Source organism: Streptomyces sp. DT190, assembly GCF_049846985.1.
Classification (GTDB): domain Bacteria; phylum Actinomycetota; class Actinomycetes; order Streptomycetales; family Streptomycetaceae; genus Streptomyces.
The window spans coordinates 263,647-285,847 of the sequence record NZ_JBNCNM010000008.1 but is presented as its reverse complement, the minus strand read 5'-3'; the positions used below and the strand labels follow the sequence as shown (position 1 = coordinate 285,847).

The following is a 22,201-nucleotide window of genomic DNA, read 5'->3' as shown; positions in this document are numbered from 1 at the left end:
CGTCAGTCCACCGGCCAGGTGTGCGCCGGCGCGTTCATGTGCATGTAGTCCATGTACGTCCTGGTCATCTGCCGCAGCGCCTCGCGCCGGTCGGAGAGGCCGGCCTTCTCCAGGTGGTGCACCATCTCCGCCTGCCACAGCGCGCCGTTGCGGGCGGTGACGCAGCGCTGCTCGATGATGCCCAGCAGCGGTTCGCGCCACGCGGCGTCCAGGCCGGCCAGTTCCAGGCCCCGGTGGGCCAGGGGCAGCAGGCGGCGCAACACCAGTTCCGTGACGGGTACTTCGCCCACGCCGGGCCAGTACAGGCGGGCGTCGATGCCGTCCCGCGCCGCGGTGTGCAGGTTCTCCTCGGCGACCGAGAAGGACATCCGTGTCCACACCGGCCGGTCCTCGTCGACCAGGGCGCGGGTCAGGCCGTAGTAGAAGGCGCCGTTGGCGATGATGTCGGCCACCGTGGGCCCGGCGGGCAGGACCCGGTTCTCGATGCGCAGGTGCGGACCGCTGTCGGTGACCGCGTAGATGGGGCGGTTCCAGCGGTAGATCGTCCCGTTGTGCAGGGTGAGTTCGCCCAGCTGCGGGACCCGGCCGTTGTCGAGTTCCCGCTGCGGGTCCTCGTCCTCGCACAGCGGCAGCAGGGCCGGGAAGTAGCGGACGTTCTCCTCGAAGAGGTCGAAGACGCTGGTGATCCAGCGCTCCCCGAACCACACTCGGGGCCGGACGCCCTGCGCCTTGATCTCCTCGGGGCGGGTGTCGGTGGCCTGCTCGAACAGGGGGATGCGGGTCTCGCGCCACAGTTCCCTGCCGAACAGGAAGGGCGAGTTCGCCGCGAGGGCGATCTGCACGCCCGCGATGGCCTGGGCGGCGTTCCAGTACTGCGGGAACTCCCGGGGGGCGACCTGGAGGTGGAACTGGGTGCTGGTGCAGGCCGCCTCGGGGGTGATGGTGTCGGCGTACGTCGACAGGCGCTCCACGCCGTCGACCCTGATCCGCAGGTCCTCGCCCCGTGCCGCGAAGATCTGCTCGTTGAGCAGCCGGTAGCGGGGGTCCCCGGAGAGGGCGGCCCCGCTGACGTCCGGCTCGCCGAGCGTCGGCAGGATGCCCACCATGATCAGGTGGGCGCCCACCGCGGAGGCGCGGTCCTCGGCGTGGTTGAGGGCGTCGCGGATGGCCCGCTCCCAGTCGCCGGGTCCGCCGGTCGTCAGCTCCCTCGGCGGGATGTTGATCTCCAGGTTGAAGCGGCCCAGTTCGCTGGACCAGGCCGGGTCGGCGATCGCCCGCAGCACGTCGGTGTTCCGCATCGCCGGGAGCCCGTGGTCGTCCACGAGGTTGAGTTCGATCTCCAGCCCGACCCGGGGACGCTCGCTCTCGAAACCGGACTCGCGCAGCATGTGCGCCAGCACCTCGAGATCGGTGTGCATCTTCTCCCGGTACCGGCGGCGGTCCTCCCGCGTGAACACCAGGGCCGGCACGTCACGTCCCATCGTGCCCTCCGGAGCTCCTTCGGCGGATGCGTACCGTCCAAGCCTCGCACCTTGTCCTCGACCCCGCACCCACCTAGCCTGAGTTTGTGCCGCAGATAAACAAATCCCGAACGCACAGTGCCGTGCCGGGCGACGGCAACTCCCTCACCCGCCTGCGGGCCGCCCTCACCGTCTTCTTCGCCCTGGACGGGTTCGTCTTCGCCGGCTGGGTCGTCCGGATCCCCGCGATCAAGGAGCAGACGAACGCCTCCGCCAGCGCCCTGGGCCTCGCGTTGCTGGGCGTCTCCGCGGGAGCCGTCGTCACGATGACCCTCACCGGGCGGCTGTGCCGCCGCTACGGCAACCACCGGGTCACCGTCGTCTGCGCGGTCCTGCTCTCCCTCAGCGTCGCCCTGCCCCCGCTCACCCACTCCGCCCTCGCGCTCGGACTCGTCCTGCTGCTCTTCGGCGCCGCGTACGGCGGGATCAACGTCGCCTTCAACAGCGCCGCGGTCGAGCTGGTGGCCGTGCTGCGGCGGCCGATCATGCCGAGCTTCCACGCCGCGTTCAGTCTCGGCGGCATGGTCGGCGCCGGTCTGGGCGGCCTGGTCGCGGGGTCCCTCTCCCCCACCCGGCACCTGCTGCTGCTCACGGCCGTCGGGCTGGCCGTGACGGCCGCCGTGGGCCCCATCCTGCTGCGGGCCGAACCCCCGGCGCCGCCGGAGCGGGCGCGGGAGGGGCCGAAGGACGACGCGCCACGCCGGCTGGACGGCCGCACCCGCGCCCTGGTGCTCGTCTTCGGCCTGATCGCCGGATGCACCGCGTACGGCGAGGGCGCGCTGGCCGACTGGGGCGCCCTGCACCTGGAACAGGACCTGGGAGCTTCCGCGGGCGCCGCGGCCGCCGGCTACTCCTGCTTCGCGCTGGCGATGACGGTGGGCCGGCTGACCGGCACGACCCTTCTGGAACGCCTGGGGCGGACCCGGACCGTCGTCGCCGGCGGCACCACCGCGGCGGCCGGCATGCTCCTCGGCTCCCTGGCCCCCTCCCTGTGGGCGGCCCTGCTCGGTTACGCGGTCACGGGCGTCGGCCTCGCGAACCTCTTCCCCGTGGCGGTGGAGCGCGCCGGCGCCCTGGCCGGGCCGAGCGGCGTCGCCACGGCCTCCACCCTGGGCTACGGCGGCATGCTGCTCGGCCCTCCCGCCATCGGCTTCATGGCGGACTGGTTCACGCTGCCGGCCGCGCTGACCAGCGTGGCGCTGCTGGCCGGGGTGGCGGCGGTGGTCGGGGCGCTGGTGGGGACGGCCGCCCGCCGGGCCGGCGGATGACCCGGACACCGCCGTCCGGGTGAACGGCGGCCCGGGGCGGGGTCTTCCCCGCCGCGGAGATCGGCACCGCCGTGATCCTGGGTACCCGTGGGCCACGCCCGACGTGATCACCGGGCCGTACGTCATCACCAGGAGGAAGACCCGTGACCGAACAGCAGCACCCCGGCGAGCAGCACCCGAACCCGGAGTTTCCCTCCCAGGACCAGCCGCACCCGGGCTGGACGGGGCCCATGGACCCGCCCCCGGACCACGGTGAGGAGTCGTACCGGGGCAGCGGCCGGCTCGAGGGCCGCAAGGCCGTGATCACCGGCGGGGACTCCGGGATCGGCCGGGCGGTCGCCCTGGCGTTCGCCCGTGAGGGAGCCGACGTGCTCTTCACCCACCTCGACGACGAGAAGGACGACGCCGCCGAGACCGCCCGGCTGGTCGAGGAGGCCGGCCGGCGTGCCGTCGCCGTCTCCTGCGACATCCGCGAGGAGGACAACTGCCGCGCGCTGGTCGAGCGCGCCGTGGACGAGTTCGGCCGGATCGACGTCCTGGTGAACAACGCGGCGTACCAGATGTCGCAGCCCGACGGCATCGAGGCGATCTCCACCGAGCAGTTCGACCGTGTGCTGCGCACGAACCTGTACGGCATGTTCTGGCTGTGCAAGCTGGCCCTGCCGCACATCCCGGAGGGCGGCAGCATCATCAACTCCACGTCCGTGCAGGCCTACAAGCCCAGTCCGCACCTGCTGGACTACGCGATGACCAAGGGCGCGATCGTCACGTTCACGCAGGGCCTGGCGCAGATGGTGATCGACCGGGGCGTCCGCGTCAACGCCGTGGCCCCGGGTCCGGTGTGGACGCCGCTGATCCCGGCGACGCTGCCGGACACCCGGTCCTTCGGCAAGCAGGCACCCATCGGACGGCCCGCGCAGCCCGCCGAGATGGCACCGGCGTACGTCTTCCTTGCCTCGCAGGAGGCGTCGTACATCACCGCCGAGATCGTCAACGCCACGGGCGGTACGCCGCTGCCGTAAAACCCGGCGCGGGGCGCGCACCCCGTACGGCAGACTCGGCGCCATGGAGACCGCCGAGTTCCTACGAGCGCTGCAGACCGAGGGCATGCTGCTGGCCGCGGCCGCCGAGCAGGCCGGCACGGACGCGAAGGTGCCGACCTGCCCGCGGTGGCAGGTGAGCGACCTGCTGCGGCACACGGGGGCGGTGCATCGCTGGGCCGCTTCGTACATCACCGAGCGGCACACCGAGCGCCGCCCCCTGACCGAACCCACCGGCATCGACGGGGCGGAGCTGGTGGCCTGGTACCGCGACGCCCACGCCCGTCTCGTCGACGCCCTGGCCGCCGCCGCACCCGACCTGGAGTGCTGGGCCTTCCTGCCCGCGCCGTCGCCGCTGGCCTTCTGGACGCGGCGGCAGGCCCACGAGACGGCCGTGCACCGGTTCGACGCGGAGTCGGCGCGCGGCGGCGAACAGACCGCCGTCACCCCGGAGTTCGCGACGGACGGCATCGACGAACTGCTGCGCGGCTTCCATGCCCGTGCGCGCAGCCGGGTGCGCACCCCCGGGCCGCGAGTCCTGCGCGTGCGCACGGACGACACCGACGCGGTGTGGACCGTACGGCTGTCCCCGGAGCCGCCCGTCACCGAGCGGGGCGCGTCCGGGGAGGCCGAGTGCGAACTGTCCGGACCCGCCGGGGAGTTGTACCTGGCCCTGTGGAACCGGGCTCCCCTGCCGTCGGTCACGGGCGACCGGGCGCTCGCCGATCTGTGGCACCGGACGTCGGCGATCTGAAGCGCCCCGTCTCCACGGTGGCCGCCTGCCCGCCGCCGGGCATCGCGGATCAGCCGTCCGCCAGCATCCGCTCCAGCACCGCGCGCTGTACGGGCAGCACCTCGCCGTGCAGCGCGCGCCCCGCGGCCGTGAGGGAGACCCGTACGCCCCGCCGGTCCTCGGGGCACATGCAGCGCTCGACGAGCCCGTCCCTCTCCAGGCGGGCGATCAGCCGCGAGAGGGCGCTCTGGCTCAGGTGGACCCGCTCGGCGATCTCCTGCACGCGGTAGGCGGGAGTCCCTTTCGGCGTCCGGCGGCGGGCGAGGACGTCCAGCACCTCGAAGTCGCTGGCGCCCAGGCCGTGGCCGTGCAGCGCGCGGTCGAGTTCGCCCTGGGTGCGCGCGTGCAGCGCCAGGATGTCCCGCCACCGTCCCACGAGTTCCTGTCCGGCCCGTCCGGCCTGTTCCGCCGCCATGCGCGGCACCGTAACAGAGAGCCCGAATTGTTGCACCTGAATTAAATGCGCTTGCATCTCATGCATGCGCATGTAGTGTCTCCGGCATGACCTCTCCGCTCACCACCCCTCCGTCCGGCGGGCGTTGGACCCCCAGGCTCTGGGGCACCCTCCTGGTGCTCTGCGCCGCGATGTTCCTCGACGCGCTGGACGTGTCGATGGTCGGCGTCGCGCTGCCGTCCATCGGCGCCGACCTCGGTCTGTCGACCTCCTCGCTGCAGTGGATCGTCAGCGGCTACATCCTCGGCTACGGCGGCCTGCTGCTCCTCGGCGGACGCACCGCCGACCTGCTGGGCCGGCGCCAGGTCTTCCTGGTGGCCCTGGGCGTCTTCGCGCTGGCCTCGCTGCTCGGCGGTCTCGTCGACTCCGGCCCGCTGCTCATCGCCAGCCGCTTCATCAAGGGCCTGAGCGCGGCCTTCACCGCCCCGGCGGGCCTGTCGATCATCACCACGACGTTCCCCGAGGGTCCGCTGCGCAACCGGGCGCTGGCCATCTACACCACCTGCGCGGCCACCGGCTTCTCCATGGGCCTGGTCCTGTCCGGCCTGCTCACCGAGGCCAGTTGGCGCCTCACCATGCTGCTGCCCGCGCCCATCGCCCTGATCGCGCTCGTCGCCGGCCTCAAGCTGCTGCCGCGCAGCGCACGCGAGAAGGACCACAACGGCTACGACATCCCCGGCGCCGTCCTCGGCACCGCGTCGATGCTGCTGCTGGTCTTCACCGTCGTGCAGGCACCCGAGACGGGCTGGGCGTCGGCCCGCACGCTGCTGTCCTTCCTCGCCGTGGCCGTGCTGCTGACCGCGTTCGTCCTGGTCGAGCGGCGCTCGCCCGGTCCCCTGATCCGGCTCGGCGTGCTGCGCTCCGGCAGCCAGATCCGCGCCCAGCTCGGCGCCATGACCTTCTTCGGCTCCTACGTCGGCTTCCAGTTCCTCGCGACGCTCTACATGCAGTCCCTGCTCGGCTGGTCGGCGCTGCACACCGCGCTCGCCTTCCTGCCCGCGGGCGCGCTGGTGGCGGCGTCCTCGACGAAGGTCGGCTCGATCGTCGACCGGTTCGGCACCCAGCGGCTGATCGCGGCGGGCTTCGCGCTCATGGTCGTCGGCTACGCGCTGTTCCTGCGCGTCGACCTGGACCCGGTGTACGCCGCGGTGATCCTGCCGAGCATGCTGCTCATCGGCGCTGCCTGCGCCCTGGTGTTCCCCTCGCTCAACATCCAGGCCACCAACGGCGTCGACGACCACGAGCAGGGCATGGTCTCCGGGCTGCTCAACACCTCGGTCCAGGTGGGCGGCGCGATCTTCCTGGCCGCGGTGACGGCGGTGGTGACCGCGAACTCCCCCGAGGGCGGCGGCGCCTCCCCGCAGGCCGTCCTCGACAGCTACCGGCCCGGCCTGGTGGTCGTCACACTCATCGCCCTCGCCGGCCTGCTGATCACCCTCACCGGCCTGTGGACCCGCCGGAACCGGCCGTCCGTCGTGGTCGCCGTGTCCACCCCGGCCGTGTCCACCCCGAAGGAGGCGGAGCGCGTCGCCGTACGCGACTAGGGGGACCGCCTCTGCGTGTGCCCGGCGGGCTGCCTTGCCCGCCGGGCACACAGCTGTTTGACTCGCGGCATGACCGGTCATGGGGGGCGGCGCAGTCAGGCCGAGCGGGACGCGATCACCGTCGAGATCGGATACGCGCTGTGCAGCGCCGCCTTCGCCGCGGCCGTGGTCTTCGGCGCCGTGGCCGGGCCCGCCCTCCTGTTCGACCTCCCGGACACGGCGGAGACGCTGCTGGTGAACGCCGGGATCGTGCTCGCGCCCCTCCTTTTCGGCGCCCGGGTCGTGAGTGTGCTGCTGCGGTTCCGCACGGCGGGTCAGCCCAGCCAGCCCGGCCGCACGAGCCCGGACTCGTAGGCGAGCACGACCAGTTGGGCCCGGTCGCGGGCGCCGAGCTTCACCATCGTGCGGCTGACGTGGGTCTTGGCGGTGAGCGGGCTGACGACCAGGCGGCGGGCGATCTCCTCGTTGGTCAGGCCGATCCCGACCAGGGCCATCACCTCACGCTCCCGCTCGGTGAGCCGGCCCAGGGCGTCGGCCGCCGCGGGCTCCTTGGAGCGGGCCGCGAACTCGGCGATCAGCCGCCGCGTCACCCCCGGCGAGAGCAACGCGTCCCCCGCGACCACTGCCCGCACGGCGCGCAGGAGTTCGTCCGGCTCGGTGTCCTTGACCAGGAAGCCCGAGGCGCCACAGCGGATCGCCTCGAAGACGTACTCGTCGAGCTCGAAGGTGGTGAGCATGACGACCTTCACGTCCCGCAGGTCCGGGTCCCCGGTGACCCGCCGGGTGGCGGCCAGGCCGTCGAGCACGGGCATGCGGATGTCCATCAGGACCACGTCCGGCCGCCGTTCACGGACGAGCCGCACGGCCTCCTCGCCGTCGGCCGCCTCCGCGACCGCCTCGATGTCGGGCTGCGCGTCGAGCAGCGCCCGGAACCCGGCCCTGACCAGTGACTGGTCGTCGGCGAGCAGTACGCGGATCACCGTCGTCCTCCTGACGTGGTGGGCGATGACGTGGTGGGAGATGCGGCTCAGCGGCCGGCGGAAGCCCTGAGGGGCAGTACGGCGAGCACCCGGAAACCGCCGTCCGGGCGGGGTCCCGCCTCGATGGTGCCACCCAGCGCGGCGGCCCGCTCCCGCATGCCGGCCAGCCCGTTGCCGCCGCCGCCCGCCTCTGCGCCGGTCGCGGGCCCGTCGTCGTCCACGCGCAGGCGCAGCACGTCCGCGTCGTGCGTCAGGCGCACCCGCGCGCACCGCGAGCCGGAGTGCCGTACGACGTTCGTCAGGGCCTCCTGCAGGATCCGGAACGCGGCGAGGTCGGTGCCGGGCGCGAGGTGCGGCGGTGCCCCCTCGACCTCGACCGTGAGGCCCGCGCTCGCCGCCTGCTCCACCAGCTCGGGCAGCCGGTCGAGGCCGGGCGCCGGGGCCCGCGGCGCGGCACCGGGCGCGCGCAGCGTGTCGAGCACCTGGCGCACCTCGCCGAGCGCCTCCTTGCTCTTGGCCTTGATCGTGGTGAGCGCCGAGCGGGCCTGCTCCGGGTCGCTGTCCAGGAGCGCGAGGCCGACACCCGCCTGCACGTTGATGACGGAGATGCTGTGCGCCAGCACGTCGTGCAGCTCCCGGGCGATCCGCAGCCGCTCCTCGTCGGCCCGCCGCCGGGCGGCCGCGGCGCGCTCGGCCCGCTCGCGGGCCCACTGCTCCCGCCGCACCCGGAACAACTCCGACACCGCCGTGATCGCCACCACCCACGTCGCCACGACGACCTCCGCGCCCCAGGAGGCGGCGGAGTCCCCCGACGGCGGCAGCCACTGGTACAGCCAGTGCGCCACCAGCACGTGCCCGGCCCACAGCGTCCCCATCGCCGCCCAGGCCGCCCGGCGGTGGCCGGCGAGGATCGCGCTGAAGCACGCGAGCGCGACGGTGAGGAGCACCGGCCCGTACGGATAGCCGGCCCCGAGGTAGACCAGGACGGCACCGGCCGTGCCGAACACCACGGCCACCGGGTACCGCTTGCGCCACAGCAGCAGGCCCGCGGCCAGCACCAGCAGCACCCGTGCGAAGGGATCGAGGGCGGCCCGTTCGCCCTGCTGCCCGTGCGCCGCGAAGTGCGAGCCGGCCAGGACGAAGACGGTGACAGCGGCGGTGGACCGCCAGGGCCACCGGGGTGCGCGCTCCGCGTCCACCGGCCGGTCCCACCAGGGAGGCCCGTGCCGCCACCACCGCGGCGGACCGCCCCGCGCACGCTGCTCGTCCATACCGGCCACGCTAGACGCCCCCTTCCCGCCGGGGCGTCCTCCGGGTGTGGTGATCAGGCGTACTTCGGGGGGAGTAGGCGGCGCCTGGAGACACTCGGCACCTCGACGGTGGGGCGGCGCGCCGAAACGGCGGCCGGCGGGCCGCCGGAAGGGCGGGGTGCCGGAAGGGCGGGGTGCCGGAAGGGCGGGGTGCCGGAGGGGCGGGGTGCCGGAGGGGCGGAGGCCTCAGGCGCTAAGAAGCCGGCCCCCGCTGCGGATACACCAGCCCCACCCCCTGGGCGAGTTGTCCCGCCGCCTGCCGGAAGAAGGCCTCCCGGTTCTCCACCAGCCGGTTGAACTGGCCGAAGACCTCGAACCCGACCAGCCCGTACAGCTGCGCCCAGGCCGCGACGAGGGCCGTCACCGTCTCGGGCGGGAGGTCCGGGGCGAGGTCGGCGGCCATGCGCTCGGCCTCCGGGCGCAGCTCGGCCGGCAGGGAGGGGCGGGCCAGACCCAGACCGCGGTGGGCGTCGCGGGCGATGCCGATGAGCAGCAGGCCGACGCGGGCGGCAGCCGGGACGGTGGCCTGGGGCGCGGTGTAGCCGGGGACGGGAGAGCCGTAGATGAGCGCGTACTCGTGGGGGTGGGCGAGGGCCCACTCCCGCACCGCCTCGCACACGGCGGTCCACCGCTGCGCGGGTCCGGCACCGGCGACGGCCCGGTGCCCCGCCTCGGCCCGCTCGCCGAGGGAGTCGTAGGCGTCGATGATGAGAGCGGTCAGCAGGTCGTCGCGGCTGGGGAAGTAGCGGTACAGCGCGGAGGAGACCATGCCGAGCTCCCGGGCCACGGCCCGCAGGGAGAGCCGGGCGGCGCCTTCGGCCGCGAGCTGTCTGCGCGCCTCGTCCTTGATGGCCGCGGTGACTTCCAACCTGGCCCGGGCTCGGGCGCCGTGTGCGGTGCTCATGCGGGGAGTGTGCCATGAAAGGAGAGCGGTGCACACAAACCAGAGCAGTGCGCTCAAACAAGAGCGGTGCACACAAACGAGAGCGGCGCCCGCAAACGAAACAGTGACCGAAAACGAGAACGGTGCGCACAAATGAGAGCACTGCTCTTGCTCCGGAGCACCGATCTCGGGCAGACTGACCACACCACGGGCGAGAGCAGTGCTCACAAACGAGAGCGGCGCTCACGGCCGTACCGCGAAAGCCGCACTCAGCCGCAACCCCGCTCACCCGCGGGCACCGCGACCGCACCGCTCCGTCACACACCCTGGGGGACCCATGTCCGCACACGTCAAGAAGCCCGGCTGGTTCACCGTCCACGTGCTCAACCGCCTGGTCGCCTGGCTGACCCGGCGCGGCATCAGCGTCTGGGGCTCCCGGGTCCTCGCCGTCCGCGGACGCAAGAGCGGCCAGTGGCGCACCACCCCGGTCAACGTGCTGACCCTGGACGGCCGGCGGTACCTCGTCGCCCCGCGCGGACACGTCCAGTGGACCCACAACATGCGTGCGGCGGGCGGCGGTGAGCTGCACCTCGGCAGGAACGTCGACCCGTTCACCGCCACCGAGGTGCCCGACGCCGACAAGGCGCCGATCCTGCGCGCCTACCTCAAGCGCTGGAAGGCGGAGGTCGGGGTCTTCTTCAACGGCGTCGGCCCCGACTCCCCGGAGGCGGAGCTGCGCCGCATCGCCCCCGACCACCCGGTCTTCGAGATCACTCCGGCGCGCTGACCTCGCCGCCCGCCGCCGGACGGCGGTCCATCGCGGTCAGCGCCCGCTGGGCCAGCGGATGCGTGCGGACGATCTCGCCCAGGGTCGTCGACCCCTGGGTGATCTCCTTGAACGCCTTCCAGGCCGGGCGGAAACCCGTCAGGACCGCGTGGAACAGCCCGGGACGGCGCTCGAACACCGTCAGCAGCCGCTTGCCGACGCTCATCTCGACCCCGAGCCCGGCCTTGACCGCGAAGGCGTAGTTCAAGGCCTGGCGGCGCGTGTCGACGGCGTCGTGCGCCTCGGCGATGCGCACCGCCCACTCCCCCGCCAGGCGGCCGGAGCGCAGCGCGAAGGAGATGCCTTCGCGGGTCCACGGCTCCAGCAGCCCGGCCGCGTCACCGCACACCAGCACCCGGCCGCGCGAGAGCGGCGAGTCGTCGGCCCGGCAGCGGGTCAGATGCCCGGAGGAGATGCTCGGTTCGAACCCGGCGAGGCCGAGGCGCCCGATGAACTCCTCCAGGTACCGCTTGGTCGCGGCTCCCTCGCCGCGCGCCGAGATGACCCCGACCGTCAGCGTGTCGCCCTTGGGGAAGACCCAGCCGTAACTGCCGGGCATCGGGCCCCAGTCGATGAGCACCCGCCCCTTCCAGTCCTCGGCGACGGTCTCCGGCACCGGGATCTCCGCCTCCAGACCGAGATCCACCTGCTCGACCTTGACCCCGACGTGCGCCCCTATGCGGCTGGCGCTGCCGTCCGCCCCGACCACGGCGCGCGCCAGCACGACCTCGCCGCCCTGCAGCACGACCGCGACCGTGCGCCGGTCCGGCACCGCCGAGCCGTGCTGCTCGACCCGCTGGACCGTGACGCCCGTCCGCAGCTCGGCGCCGGCCTTCTGGGCGTGCTCGACGAGCTGCTGGTCGAACTCGGGCCGGTTGATCAGCCCGAACAGCATCTGCCGGGAGCGCCGGGTGCGCGTGAAGCGGCCGTTGTTCGAGAACGTCACCGCGTGCACCCGGTCCTTGAGCGGCAGCTCGAAGCCGGGCGGCAGCGAGTCGCGTGAGGGGCCGATGATGCCGCCGCCGCACGTCTTGTAGCGCGGCAGCTCGGCCTTCTCCAGCAACAGCACGCGTCTCCCGGCGACCGCCGCCGCGTACGCGGCCGAAGCGCCCGCGGGTCCCGCGCCCACCACGACGACGTCCCACACCTGCCGCACGTCGTCCGCCGAAGAGTTCTCGCTGCTCACGATGGTCTACTGCTCCCGATCAAGCCGCCCGCTGCTGCTGTCTCCCGCATCCTACGGCCGACCTGGTCACAGACCGCTGTGGGAGGATCTACAGCACTCACCGCTACAACGTCGCACCCACAAGGAGCGTGCCCATGTCGTCGCATCCGGTCGCCGGGACCGTCGCCTCGCTGATGCCCAGGGCGCAGCAGGAGCTCGCCGAACTGGTGGCCTTCCGGTCGGTGGCGGACTTCGAGCAGTTCCCGCGCAGCGAGAGCGAGGGCGCGGCGCGCTGGATCGCGGACGCGCTCGGCGCCGAGGGCTTCCAGGACGTGGCGCTGCTCGACACCCCGGACGGCACGCAGTCGGTCTACGGCTATCTGCCCGGCCCGGCCGGAGCGAAGACCGTCCTGCTCTACGCGCACTACGACGTGCAGCCGCCACTGGACGAGGCCGGCTGGACGACCCCGCCGTTCGAACTGACCGAGCGGGACGGACGCTGGTACGGGCGGGGCGCCGCCGACTGCAAGGGCGGTGTGATCATGCACCTGCTGGCGCTGCGCGCGCTGAAGGCGAACGGCGGCGTCCCGGTCCACGTGAAGGTCATCGCCGAGGGCTCGGAGGAGATGGGCACGGGCGGCCTGGAGCGGTACGCCGAGGAGCACCCGGAACTGCTGGAGGCCGACACGATCGTCATCGGCGATGCGGGCAACTTCCGGGTCGGCCTGCCGACCGTCACCTCCACCCTGCGGGGCATGACGCTGGTGCGGGTGAGCGTCGACACCCTCGCGGGCAACCTGCACTCGGGCCAGTTCGGCGGGGCCGCGCCCGACGCGCTGGCCGCGCTGATCCGCGCGCTGGACTCGCTGCGCGCCGAGGACGGCTCGACGACGGTCGACGGGCTGGCCTCGGACGCGTCCTGGGACGGGCTGCAGTACGCGGAGGAGCAGTTCCGGCAGGACGCCAAGGTGCTGGACGGCGTGGAGCTGATCGGGTCGGGCACGGTCGCCGACCGCATCTGGGCGCGGCCGGCCGTGACGGTGCTCGGCATCGACTGCCCGCCCGTGGTCGGCGCCACACCGTCGGTGCAGGCGAGCGCCCGGGCGCTGGTCAGCCTGCGGGTGCCGCCGGGCGTGGACGCGGCCGAGGCGACCAAGCTGCTCCAGGCGCACCTGGAGGCGCACACGCCGTGGGGTGCGCGGGTGCGCACCGAGCAGATCGGCCAGGGCCAGGCCTTCCGGGCCGACACCACCAGCCCGGCCTACCAGGCGATGGCCGACGCGATGGCCGTGGCGTACCCGGGGCAGGAGATGCAGTACGCCGGTCAGGGCGGTTCCATCCCGCTGTGCAACACGCTCGCGGCCCTCTATCCGCGGGCGGAGATCCTGCTGATCGGGCTGAGCGAGCCGGAGGCGCAGATCCACGCGGTGAACGAGAGCGTGTCGCCCGAGGAGCTGGAGCGGCTGTCGGTGGCGGAGGCGCTGTTCCTGCGCAACTACGCGGCGAGCTGACGGCTCTGCCCTCGGCAGAAGGCCCTCGTCCGCGGACGAGGGCCTTCTCTACGGTCGTCCCATGGACGTCATCGAGCTGCTCCCCCGCCTGCGTCTGCTGCGTTTCGCCGTCGGCCTGGCCTATCTCTGGCGCGACGGGGACGAGTGGACGCTGATCGACGCCGGCCCGGCGGGCTCCGGGGCGCTGATCGCCGGAGTGCTGAGCGCGCTCGGCTCCGATCCGCGGGCCGTACGGCGGATCGTGCTCACGCACTTCCACGAGGACCACGTGGGCGGGGCGGGCGAGTTCGCCGCGCTCAGCGGTGCGGAGGTCCTGGCGCACCGGCTGGACGCGCCGTTCGTACGGGGTCCGGCGCGCGGCCCGGAGCCCGTGTTCGAGGACTGGGAGCAGCCGCTGCACGAGCGGGCCGTGCGGCTCCTGCCGGAGGGTGGGTTCGCCCGGCCGGCCGAGGTCACTGAGCTGGCCGGCGACGAGGTGCTCGACCTCGGCGGCGGGGCGCACGTCGTGCACGTGCCCGGGCACACGCACGGCAGCATCGCGCTGCATCTCCCCCTCCACGGCGTGCTGTTCACGGGTGACACGGTCGCGGTGTCGCCCGTGGACGGCTCGGTGATCCCCGGCGTGTTCAACCTCGACCGCGACCAGGTCCTCACCGCGTGCGGGCGGCTCGCCGAACTCGGCGCGGAGGTGGCCTGCTTCGGGCACGGGGAGCCGGTGACGGCCCGGGCGTCCCGCGCGCTGCGGACGGCGGCCCGGAGCTGAGCCGCGGCTATCCGAGCGCCGGGTCCAGGACGATGTCCTGCGCACGGGCCGCGACCGTCGGTTCCTCGGGGAAGTGACAGGCGGTGAGATGGCCGGCGGGGCTGCCCGCCACGCGCACCAGGGGCGGTGTCTCGGTGGCGCAGGTGTCCCGGGCCTTCCAGCAGCGGGTGCGGAAGCGGCAGCCGGAGGGCGGGTCGACGGGTGAGGGCACGTCCCCGGCCAGCCGGATGCGCTCGCGCCGCTCGGTGGCGTCCGGGTCGGCGTCGGGGACGGCGGACAGCAGGGCGTGGGTGTAGGGGTGCCGGGGACGGGTGTAGAGGGACTCCCGGTCGGCGACCTCGACGATCCTGCCGAGGTACATCACGGCGACGCGTTCGGAGAAGTGCCGTACGACGGCGAGGTCGTGGGCGATGAAGACGAAGGCGATGCCGAACTCCCGCTGCAGGTCCTGGAGCAGGTTGACGACCTGGGCCTGGATGGAGACGTCCAGGGCGGAGACGGGCTCGTCGGCGACGATCAGTCTGGGGCGCAGGGCGAGGGCCCGGGCGATGCCGATGCGCTGGCGCTGGCCGCCGGAGAACTCGTCGGGGTAGCGGTTGTAGTGCTCGGGGTTGAGACCGACCGTCTCCAGGAGTTCCTGGGCGCGCTTCTTGTGGCCCTGGGGCGGGTTGATGCCGTTGAGCCGCATCGGTGTCTCGACGATGGTGCCGACGGTGTGCCGGGGATTCAGCGAGGAGTACGGGTCCTGGAAGATCATCTGGAGGTTGCGGCGGGCCTCCCGCAGGCGTCCGGGCGGCCGGTGGGTGATGTCCTCGCCGTCGAACACGACGGAGCCGCCGGTGGGTTCGAGCAGGCGGGTGACGAGGCGTCCCGTGGTGGACTTGCCGCAGCCGGACTCGCCGACCAGGCCGAGCGACTCGCCGGGGCCGACCGAGAAGTCGATGCCGTCGACGGCGCGGACGGCCCCGATCTGCCGCTGGAAGACGATGCCCTGCCGCAGCGGGAAGTGCTTCTGCAGTCCGCGTACCTCCAGCAGGCTTTCACCCATGCGGCGTTCGGTGTCCGGCCCGGTCACGGGCTGGGTGGTGCTCATGGCTTGCTCCCTTTCGTCCGCCGCCGTCACGGTGCGGTCCGGGTGGTCGCGGCGTCGCCGTCCGGGCCGGTCCCGCCGCCGCGGATCTCCCGTTTGGCCGCGTCGGTGAGGTGGCAGGCGGCGAGGTGCCGCGCGCTGCCGGCGAGGAGGCGCAGCTCGGGCCGCTCCCGGGTGCACCGTCCGTCGGGGACGCGGCCCTTGTGGGTGCAGCGGGGGTGGAAGGCGCAGCCGCCGGGCAGGTCGATCAGGCTCGGCGGGGTGCCGGGGATCGGGTCGAGGCGTTCGCCGACGTCGCCCGTGAGGTGCGGCATGGACCGCAACAGACCCCAGGTGTAGGGGTGCTGGGGATCCTTGAGCACCTCGCGGGTGGTGCCGTACTCGATGCGGCGGCCGCCGTACATGACCAGGATGTCGTCGGCGACGTCGGAGACCACGCCGAGGTCGTGGGTGATGATGACGACGGCGGAGCCGAACTCCTCCTGGAGATCGCCGATGAGGTCGAGGATCTGCGCCTGGACGGTGACGTCCAGGGCGGTGGTGGGCTCGTCGGCGATGAGCAGGGCGGGGTCGCAGACCAGGGACATGGCGATCATGGCGCGCTGGCGCATGCCGCCGGAGAACTGGTGCGGGTAGTCCCGGGCGCGGCGTTCGGGCTGCGGGATGCCGACCCGCTTCAGCATCTCCACCGCGCGGTCCCTGGCCTCCTTCCTGGTGACGTCGTGGTGGACGCGGTAGGCCTCGGCGATCTGGGAGCCGACGCTGAAGAAGGGGTGCAGCGCGGAGAGCGGGTCCTGGAAGATCATGGAGACGGTGCGGCCGCGCAGGGCGCGCATCTCGGCCTCGGGCAGGGAGACGAGTTCCCTGCCCTCCAGCCAGATCTCGCCGCCGACCCGGGCGCGGGTGCCCTTGTGCAGTCCGAGCAGGGCGAGTGAGGTCACCGACTTGCCGGAGCCGGACTCGCCGACGATGCCGAGGGTGCGGCCCTTGTCCAGCGTGAAGGAGACGCCGTCGACGGACCTGACGAGGCCGTCCTCGGTGGGGAAGTGCACCCTGAGGTCGCGAACGTCGAGGAAGGGTGCGGGGGCGGGCGCGAGGTCCGCGGGGTGCGGTGAGGTCTGAACGGACACGGGTGTTCCTAAGGTGCGGAGAGGGGCTCAGGCGAGACGCACGCGCGGGTCGACGAGGCCGTACACCAGGTCGACGACGACGTTGGCGAGGACGACGAACGTGGCGGCGAAGAGCGTGGTGCCGAGGATGACCGGCAGGTCGGAGTTCTGCACGGAGTCGACCGCGAGCTTGCCGATGCCGTTGATGCCGAACACGGACTCGGTGATGACCGCGGAGCCGCCGATCAGGGAGCCGACGTCCATGCCGAAGATGGTGATGATCGGGGTGATGGCGGCCCGCAGTCCGTGCTTGAGGACGACGGTGGCGGCGGGCAGGCCCTTGGCGCGGGCGGTACGCATGTAGTCCTCGGCGAAGACCTCCAGCATGGAGGAGCGGGTGAGCCGGGTGTACATCGCGAGGTAGACGATGACCAGGGTGGTCCACGGCAGGATCAGTCCCTGGAACCAGCCGGCCGGGTCCTCGGTGATCGGGGTGTAGCCGGACGTCGGCAGGATCTGGAACCTGTCGACGAAGAGGTACAGCAGGAGCAGGCCGATGAAGTAGATCTGCACCGACACGCCGAACAGGGCCAGTCCGACGGCCGCCTTGTCGGCGGCCCTGCCCCGGCGCACCGCCGCGACGGTGCCGAGGCCGACGCCGAGGACCAGGAACGCCACGGCGGCGCCGAGCCCGAGGGAGAGGTCCGCGGGGAAGTCCGACAGCAGGGTGGTCAGGACGGGGGTGTCGGTCTGGAAGGAGACGCCGAGGCAGGGCGCCGCGCAGTGGATGAGGACGCTCTGGTCGCCGAAGTCGCGGCCGACGAAGAGCCCCTTGAAGAATTCCCAGTACTGCGTCAGGTAGCTCCGGTCCAGGCCCAGCGCGTGCTTGATCTCCGCGAGGCGGGAGGGGGAGCAGGTCTTCCCGCAGGCGAGGAGGGCGGGGTCGGACGGCAGCGCGAAGAAGATGAAGAAGGTGATCGTGGTGATCACCAGCATGATCAGGGCCGCTGCCAGGAGGCGTCTGATGAGGTAACGAAACATGGGGTGCCGGAACCTGCCGTGAGGGGGAGGCCCGCCGGCGGCCGGTGCCGCCGGCGGGGGTGGGAGGGAGGGCGTCCGTCAGTGCTTGACGTAGACGTGGACCAGGCTCGGCTCGGCCAGGATCGTGTCGGGGACGACTCCGCCGACCGCGGAGCCGGACATGTCGCTGAAGTTCATGTACATCAGCGGGACCACGGCGGCGTCCTTCAGGATCTGCTGGTCCATCCGCCCGTAGGCGGCGTTGCGCTGTGCGACGTCGGTCATCGTGGCGGCCTTGTCGATGAGGGCGTTGACCTTCGGGTCGTTCAGGTAGGACAGGTCCTGGTTGGCCTGCGGGTTCTTCCTGATCAGCCGGCCGTCGAAGAGCGTGGGCAGCACCGTGGAGGCGTTGGGCCAGTCGGCGATCCAGTCGCCCCAGGTGAGGTCGTACTGGTTCTTGGTGTTGTTGACGGTGCTGAAGTAACTGGCCGCGTCGATCGGGGAGATGTTGACGTGGATGCCGATGCGCTCCAGCGCGGTCTTCACCGCGTCGGCGAAGTGTTCCTGGGTGGGCGTGTTCTCCACGGCGATCGACAGGGTGGGCCCGGGGTTGCCGGCCTGCCGCATCAGCTCCTTGGCCTTGGCGAGGTTGCCGGCCGGGTTCGAGCCGTACAGGTTGAACCTCCGGTAGCCGCCGATGCCGGGGCTCAGCATCGTCGTGGCGTAGTCGCCGTAGGCCGAACCGCCGAAGGCACCGCGGACCGTGGTCTTGTCGATGGCGTACTCGATCGCCTGACGGACCCTCAGATCCTTCACGCGGGTGGTGTTGATGGCCAGGTAGTTGATGCCGGGCGCCGGGATCTTGTAGTAACGGCTCTTCAGCGCGGGGTCGTTGGCGAGCTGGGCCAGGTCGGAGCCGGCGATCGGCCACTGCTGGATCGACGTCCGGGCCGTCCCGGCGTCGGCCTTGATCTGCTGGTCGATGGCCGACTCGTCCTGCCCGAACCGCACATCCATCTCGTCGACGTTCTGCTGCCGTATCGGATCGGTCGACCGGGACCAGTGCGGGTTCCGGGTGAGGACGAGTTCCTTGTTCTTCGTGTACGACTTGATCATGTACGGGCCGTCGGACCAGACCTTGGTGTCGTACGTCGAGCCGGTGTCGTGGGCCTTGGGCACGGCGGCCCATCCGGTCATCGCGGTGGTCTCGTTGAAGTCGGCCACCGGCTGGTTCAGGTGGAAGACGATCGTGTACTTGTCCGGCGTCCGGATGGAGCCGAGTTCCTTGCCCTGGTAGGGGCCCTTGTAGCCGGCGCCGCCGACGAGCCACTGGGCCGCGTAGGGCGGCCCGCCGTTGATGTCGGAGGAGAAGAACCGCTCGACGCCGTACTTGACGTCGGGTGCGGTGACCTCGGTGCCGTCCTGGTACTTGACACCGTGCCGGAGGTGGAAGGTCCAGACGGTGGCGCCCTCGCTGGGTGTTCCGGTGTCGGTGGCCAGGTCGCCGACCAGCTTCGGGGCCGATCCCGTCTCGTCCCAGCCGGTGAGGGTCCGGACGATCTCCTCGTCCATGCTCGAACCCTCGGTCGTGTAGACGCGCTGGGGGTCGAGGTGGTCGAAGTCCGCCTTGTCCAGGACGGTCAGGGTGCCGCCCTTGCCGGGTGTGCCGCTGCCGGCGGTGCCGCCGGTGCCGGAGGAGCCTGCGCACGCGGTGGCTCCCAGGACGATCAGTGCGGCGGTGGCCGTGAGAGCGACCGTGCGCGATCTGCGCGTGTTGCGCGTGGTGCGCGTCATGGGGAATCTCCGTTCTCGCTACGGGCTCGGCGGCCGTTCGCGGGCCCGCCGGGCCGATGCTCGGGGGGTGGCGGGTCAGCCGCGCCGGGCGCGGGGATCGAGGGCGTCGCGGACGCCGTCCCCGAGGAGGTTGAGTGCCAGGACCAGCAGCAGGAGCAGGACGCCGGGCACGAAGAGGTACAGGGGGTCCTGCAAGAAGAACTGGGAGGCGTCCGACAGCAGGGATCCCCAGTCGGGGTGGGGCGGGATGACGCCCACGCCCAGGTACGACAGGGCCGCCTCGGTGGTGATGTTCTGCGGGACGGCAAGCGCGAAGGAGATCAGGACCGGCGCCCACAGGTTGGGCAGCAGCTGCCGGAACAGGATGTGCCGCCGGCCGGCGCTCATCAGCCGGGCCGCGTCGACGAACTCCCGCTCGCGCAGGGACAGTACCTGCCCGCGCACCAGCCGGGCGGTGTACGCCCAGGCGAAGACCGCGATGTTGAGGACCAGCACGAGCAGGCGGAGGTTCTCGTCGGTGCCGCCGTGGCTGTCGGTCTGCAGGGCACTCTGGAGCACCGGCGTGAGCGCGATGATGAACAGCAGTTGCGGGAACGCCAGCATGACGTCCATGACCCTCGACAGCAGCGAGTCGACCCAGCCGCCGAAATAACCGGCGGCGAGACCGGCCACCACTCCGACGGCGGTGGACAGCCCGGCGGAGGCGAATCCCACCCAGAGGGAGGTCCGCAGGCCGTAGACGACCCGGGCGAACAGGTCGTATCCCGTGCCCGGTTCGACGCCGAGCAGGTGCCCGGCGCTGATTCCGCCCAGCGATCCGTAGGGGAAATTGCCCGTGTCCGGGTTGATCGCCTTGTTGTCCGGGGTGATCGGTCCCCAGCCGGTCACCGCGGTGAGGACCGGCGCGAGCAGGGCGACGGCGACGAACAGGAAGGTGGCCACCAGGGCGGCCAGGGTGACCTTGTCCCGCCTGATGCGTCTCCAGGCCATCCGGGCCGGTGAGCGGCCGGCGACGACCGTGCCGCCGGGTCTGGAACTGTGCGTCGACGGCTCGGTCGGCAGCGCGGTGCCGCCGCCGGTGTCGACCGGCTGGTGTTGCGTGGTCATCGTACGGACATCCCGGATCTGCCCCTGGGGCAAGGAAATTGGGCGGCGGGCGTGATGTCCGCCTGAGACTCTGCGGACTTTCGCAATGGCGCGCGAGTCCGGTCAAGCCGTACCGGGGCCGGAAAAGGGATTGTTTGCGGTCCTGGAGAAGTGTTGACGAAAGCGGGGAATGTGCTGACCCGCCGCGTGACGGAGTGCGGGAGATTCCTTGGGAATCGCTTAGGAGTGGCTCCTGGGGCGTTTTCTTCTGCGTTTCCCCCGGAATCCCCCGGGCCGGGTAAAGGACGCGGGTACCGGACCCGGGCGTCAGCCGACCGGGACTCCCGCCTCCAGGTAGAACGCCGCTCCGCGTTCACGTGCCCGCAGGGCCCAGCGCAGTCGCTCGTAGCGCACGGGCGGCAGCAGTTCAGCGGCCTCCTCCTCGGTGACGAACCGCCAGCCGCGCAGCTCCGGTCCGGGCAGCAGCAACTCCCCCGCCTCCGCGGAGTCCAGCCGTCCGCCGTCGAAGAGCAGGCGCAGGCCGCCGAAGCCGGGGGGCACGGGACGCTCCCAGTCGACGACGAGCAGCCCGGGCACCTCGTCGAGGCGGATGCCGGTCTCCTCGGCGACCTCGCGCATCCCGGCGCGGGCGGGCGCCTCGCCCGGTTCGACGACCCCGCCGGGGAACTCCCAGCCGGCCTTGTAGGTGGGATCGACGAGGAGCACGCGGTCCTGTTCGTCGAAGAGGAGCACACCGGCGGCGAGCGTCTCGGCGGTGGGTTCCGGCGTCTGCACGATGTCGCAGACGGGCACGGAGCCGCTGTGCAGGGCCTCCGCGATGCGGGCGGCGGCCTGGTACGGGGTGAGGTCGCTGGTGTCGACGGGGTGGGCGTCGGCGGTGAGCCAGGACGCGAGGGCGGTGCGGTAGGGCTCGATGTGGTCGAAGGACCACTGGCGTATTCGAAGCTCGCCGTCGGGCAGGTCGGGCGGTACCTCACGGCCCGCTATGCGCTCCCGCAGTATCGTTTCGGCCGGGGCGAGCAGGATGTGGCTGACGGCGATCCTGCGCGCGGCCAGTCCGCCGAAGATCTCGTCGCGGTACTCCTGGCGCAGCAGGGTCATGGGGACCACGAGGGTCCCGCCGAGCTCGGCGAGCATCGCGGCGGCGGTGTCGATCACGAGCCGGCGCCAGATCGGCAGGTCCTGGAAGTCGCCGACCTCGGCGAGGTGTTTCGGTGGCAGCAGGTACCGGAGCGCTCCGCCGATGACCTCGGGGTCGAAGAGCGTGCTGTTCGGGATCAGTTCGATCAGTTCCTGTGCGGTGGTGGTCTTTCCCGCACCGAACGCGCCGTTGATCCAGACGACGGTCACAGGTCCCCCTCTTCTGTTGGCCCCCTGAGGCTTGCCCGCTCCACCCTGCCACGGAAACCAGCCCCAGTTGAGGGCGCGTGACGACGGCGCCGGCGCCCCCGTGTGCGGGGGCGCCGGCGCCGTCGGTCTGGGCCGGGCGGCTCGTCAGCCCTTCTCCTTCTCCTGGCTGCCGTCCTCCCGGTCCAGCGACAGGCTGTCCTTGGCGACCGTCTCGTCGAGCGTCTTGAGGGTGTCGTCCACGCTGAGGGTGCCCAGGTTCTCCGTCAGGGCGTGCGACGGGGTGACCGCGGCGACGACGAAACCGGTGGCGAGGGAGGCGATGGCGAGCATGCTGCGCTTCTTCATGCCCGGCACAACGGCCTGACCCGCTCCGGGGTCACGCGGGCGCGTACGACCGGGCGAAGAGCGTCCTCACGCGAGGTCGCCGGCGGAGCCGGTGTCCCAGGTGTCCGGGCCGCCGCCGCGCCACTCGATCAGCCCCGAGGCCGTCACGTAGGCCTCGTCGGCGTCCTCGATCCCCGCGCGCCGCAGGAACTCGGCGATGTCCAGCAGCCCGTAGGCGATGCCGAGGAACTGGTCGTCCACACGGACCCGCCGGCCGCCGTCCGCGGCGGGCGGGTAGACCACGACGGGTTTCACGGACGCCATGCCACCAGGGTGCGCGGGGCCGGCCC

At 72.2% G+C, this 22,201-nt stretch carries 22 protein-coding genes; 8 read left to right on the top strand and 14 right to left on the bottom strand.

Going from position 1 to position 22,201, the window contains the following annotated elements; genetic code table 11:
- Positions 1-2: 2 nt before the first annotated feature.
- On the bottom strand, positions 3-1,481 hold the full coding sequence (locus tag ACPXCS_RS17425; RefSeq protein WP_425949104.1) for a glutamate--cysteine ligase: 1,479 nt from the start codon (positions 1,479-1,481) through the stop codon (positions 3-5).
- A gap of 86 nt (positions 1,482-1,567) precedes the next feature.
- On the opposite strand from ACPXCS_RS17425, the gene ACPXCS_RS17420 reads away from it, so the two are divergent.
- The 3 genes from ACPXCS_RS17420 (at position 1,568) to ACPXCS_RS17410 (ending at position 4,582) form a co-directional block, all read left to right on the top strand.
- Complete coding sequence (locus ACPXCS_RS17420; RefSeq protein WP_425949105.1) at positions 1,568-2,788, top strand: MFS transporter; 1,221 nt, start codon at positions 1,568-1,570, stop codon at positions 2,786-2,788.
- Positions 2,789-2,931: 143 nt separating this feature from the next.
- Positions 2,932-3,810, top strand: coding sequence for an SDR family oxidoreductase (locus tag ACPXCS_RS17415; protein WP_425949106.1), 879 nt, complete (start codon positions 2,932-2,934; stop codon positions 3,808-3,810).
- A gap of 43 nt (positions 3,811-3,853) precedes the next feature.
- Positions 3,854-4,582: a maleylpyruvate isomerase family mycothiol-dependent enzyme gene (locus tag ACPXCS_RS17410; protein WP_425949108.1), complete on the top strand. Its 729-nt coding sequence runs from the start codon at positions 3,854-3,856 to the stop codon at positions 4,580-4,582.
- A gap of 49 nt (positions 4,583-4,631) precedes the next feature.
- On the opposite strand, the gene ACPXCS_RS17405 is transcribed toward ACPXCS_RS17410, so the two are convergent.
- Positions 4,632-5,036, bottom strand: coding sequence for a MarR family winged helix-turn-helix transcriptional regulator (locus ACPXCS_RS17405; RefSeq protein ID WP_425949110.1), 405 nt, complete (start codon positions 5,034-5,036; stop codon positions 4,632-4,634).
- Between the two features lie 86 nt (positions 5,037-5,122).
- Here ACPXCS_RS17405 and ACPXCS_RS17400 point away from each other — a divergent pair, with 86 nt between their 5' ends.
- The gene (locus ACPXCS_RS17400) at positions 5,123-6,619 is read left to right on the top strand and encodes an MFS transporter (RefSeq protein ID WP_425949112.1); all 1,497 of its coding nucleotides are present in this window, start codon (positions 5,123-5,125) and stop codon (positions 6,617-6,619) included.
- A gap of 69 nt (positions 6,620-6,688) precedes the next feature.
- Entirely contained in the window at positions 6,689-6,973 is a 285-nt protein-coding gene (locus ACPXCS_RS17395) for a DUF6332 family protein (RefSeq protein ID WP_425949114.1), read from the top strand.
- On the opposite strand, the gene ACPXCS_RS17390 is transcribed toward ACPXCS_RS17395, so the two are convergent.
- From ACPXCS_RS17390 to ACPXCS_RS17380, 3 genes are all read right to left on the bottom strand, one after another.
- Positions 6,934-7,599, bottom strand: coding sequence for a response regulator (locus ACPXCS_RS17390; RefSeq protein WP_425949116.1), 666 nt, complete (start codon positions 7,597-7,599; stop codon positions 6,934-6,936). The two genes, ACPXCS_RS17395 and ACPXCS_RS17390, sit on opposite strands and share 40 nt — an antisense overlap.
- 47 nt (positions 7,600-7,646) lie before the next feature.
- Positions 7,647-8,870, bottom strand: coding sequence for a sensor histidine kinase (locus tag ACPXCS_RS17385; RefSeq protein ID WP_425949118.1), 1,224 nt, complete (start codon positions 8,868-8,870; stop codon positions 7,647-7,649).
- 232 nt (positions 8,871-9,102) lie between these two features.
- Entirely contained in the window at positions 9,103-9,813 is a 711-nt protein-coding gene (locus tag ACPXCS_RS17380) for a TetR/AcrR family transcriptional regulator (RefSeq protein WP_425949120.1), read from the bottom strand.
- Between the two features lie 316 nt (positions 9,814-10,129).
- Here ACPXCS_RS17380 and ACPXCS_RS17375 point away from each other — a divergent pair, with 316 nt between their 5' ends.
- Positions 10,130-10,579 carry a nitroreductase family deazaflavin-dependent oxidoreductase gene (locus ACPXCS_RS17375; RefSeq protein WP_425949122.1) on the top strand — a complete coding sequence of 150 codons (450 nt, stop codon included), beginning with the start codon at positions 10,130-10,132 and terminating at the stop codon, positions 10,577-10,579.
- Here the strand turns inward: ACPXCS_RS17375 and ACPXCS_RS17370 are convergent.
- Positions 10,563-11,804, bottom strand: coding sequence for a geranylgeranyl reductase family protein (locus ACPXCS_RS17370; protein ID WP_425949123.1), 1,242 nt, complete (start codon positions 11,802-11,804; stop codon positions 10,563-10,565). The genes ACPXCS_RS17375 and ACPXCS_RS17370 overlap by 17 nt on opposite strands.
- Before the next feature lie 134 nt (positions 11,805-11,938).
- On the opposite strand from ACPXCS_RS17370, the gene ACPXCS_RS17365 reads away from it, so the two are divergent.
- Positions 11,939-13,294, top strand: coding sequence for a dipeptidase (locus tag ACPXCS_RS17365; RefSeq protein ID WP_425949125.1), 1,356 nt, complete (start codon positions 11,939-11,941; stop codon positions 13,292-13,294).
- Positions 13,295-13,355: 61 nt separating this feature from the next.
- Positions 13,356-14,057 (top strand): MBL fold metallo-hydrolase, encoded by a 702-nt coding sequence (locus ACPXCS_RS17360; RefSeq protein ID WP_425949126.1) that lies wholly within the window; start codon positions 13,356-13,358, stop codon positions 14,055-14,057.
- A gap of 7 nt (positions 14,058-14,064) precedes the next feature.
- Here the strand turns inward: ACPXCS_RS17360 and ACPXCS_RS17355 are convergent, their stop codons facing one another.
- The 8 genes from ACPXCS_RS17355 to ACPXCS_RS17320 all read right to left on the bottom strand — a co-directional run bounded on the left by ACPXCS_RS17355 (position 14,065) and on the right by ACPXCS_RS17320 (position 22,175).
- Positions 14,065-15,150: an ABC transporter ATP-binding protein gene (locus tag ACPXCS_RS17355; RefSeq protein ID WP_425949128.1), complete on the bottom strand. Its 1,086-nt coding sequence runs from the start codon at positions 15,148-15,150 to the stop codon at positions 14,065-14,067.
- Positions 15,151-15,176: 26 nt separating this feature from the next.
- Complete coding sequence (locus tag ACPXCS_RS17350; protein WP_425949129.1) at positions 15,177-16,277, bottom strand: ABC transporter ATP-binding protein; 1,101 nt, start codon at positions 16,275-16,277, stop codon at positions 15,177-15,179.
- A gap of 27 nt (positions 16,278-16,304) precedes the next feature.
- Positions 16,305-17,297 (bottom strand): ABC transporter permease, encoded by a 993-nt coding sequence (locus ACPXCS_RS17345; protein WP_425949131.1) that lies wholly within the window; start codon positions 17,295-17,297, stop codon positions 16,305-16,307.
- A 78-nt stretch (positions 17,298-17,375) separates the two neighbouring features.
- On the bottom strand, positions 17,376-19,070 hold the full coding sequence (locus ACPXCS_RS17340; protein WP_425949133.1) for an ABC transporter substrate-binding protein: 1,695 nt from the start codon (positions 19,068-19,070) through the stop codon (positions 17,376-17,378).
- Between the two features lie 75 nt (positions 19,071-19,145).
- Positions 19,146-20,177, bottom strand: a complete 1,032-nt coding sequence (locus tag ACPXCS_RS17335; protein WP_425949135.1) for an ABC transporter permease — start codon at positions 20,175-20,177, stop codon at positions 19,146-19,148.
- Positions 20,178-20,483: 306 nt separating this feature from the next.
- Positions 20,484-21,527 (bottom strand): NUDIX hydrolase, encoded by a 1,044-nt coding sequence (locus ACPXCS_RS17330; protein WP_425949136.1) that lies wholly within the window; start codon positions 21,525-21,527, stop codon positions 20,484-20,486.
- Positions 21,528-21,671: 144 nt separating this feature from the next.
- Positions 21,672-21,872: a hypothetical protein gene (locus ACPXCS_RS17325; protein WP_425949138.1), complete on the bottom strand. Its 201-nt coding sequence runs from the start codon at positions 21,870-21,872 to the stop codon at positions 21,672-21,674.
- 66 nt (positions 21,873-21,938) lie between these two features.
- Positions 21,939-22,175: a hypothetical protein gene (locus ACPXCS_RS17320; RefSeq protein ID WP_425949140.1), complete on the bottom strand. Its 237-nt coding sequence runs from the start codon at positions 22,173-22,175 to the stop codon at positions 21,939-21,941.
- Between the last annotated feature and the right edge of the window lie 26 nt (positions 22,176-22,201).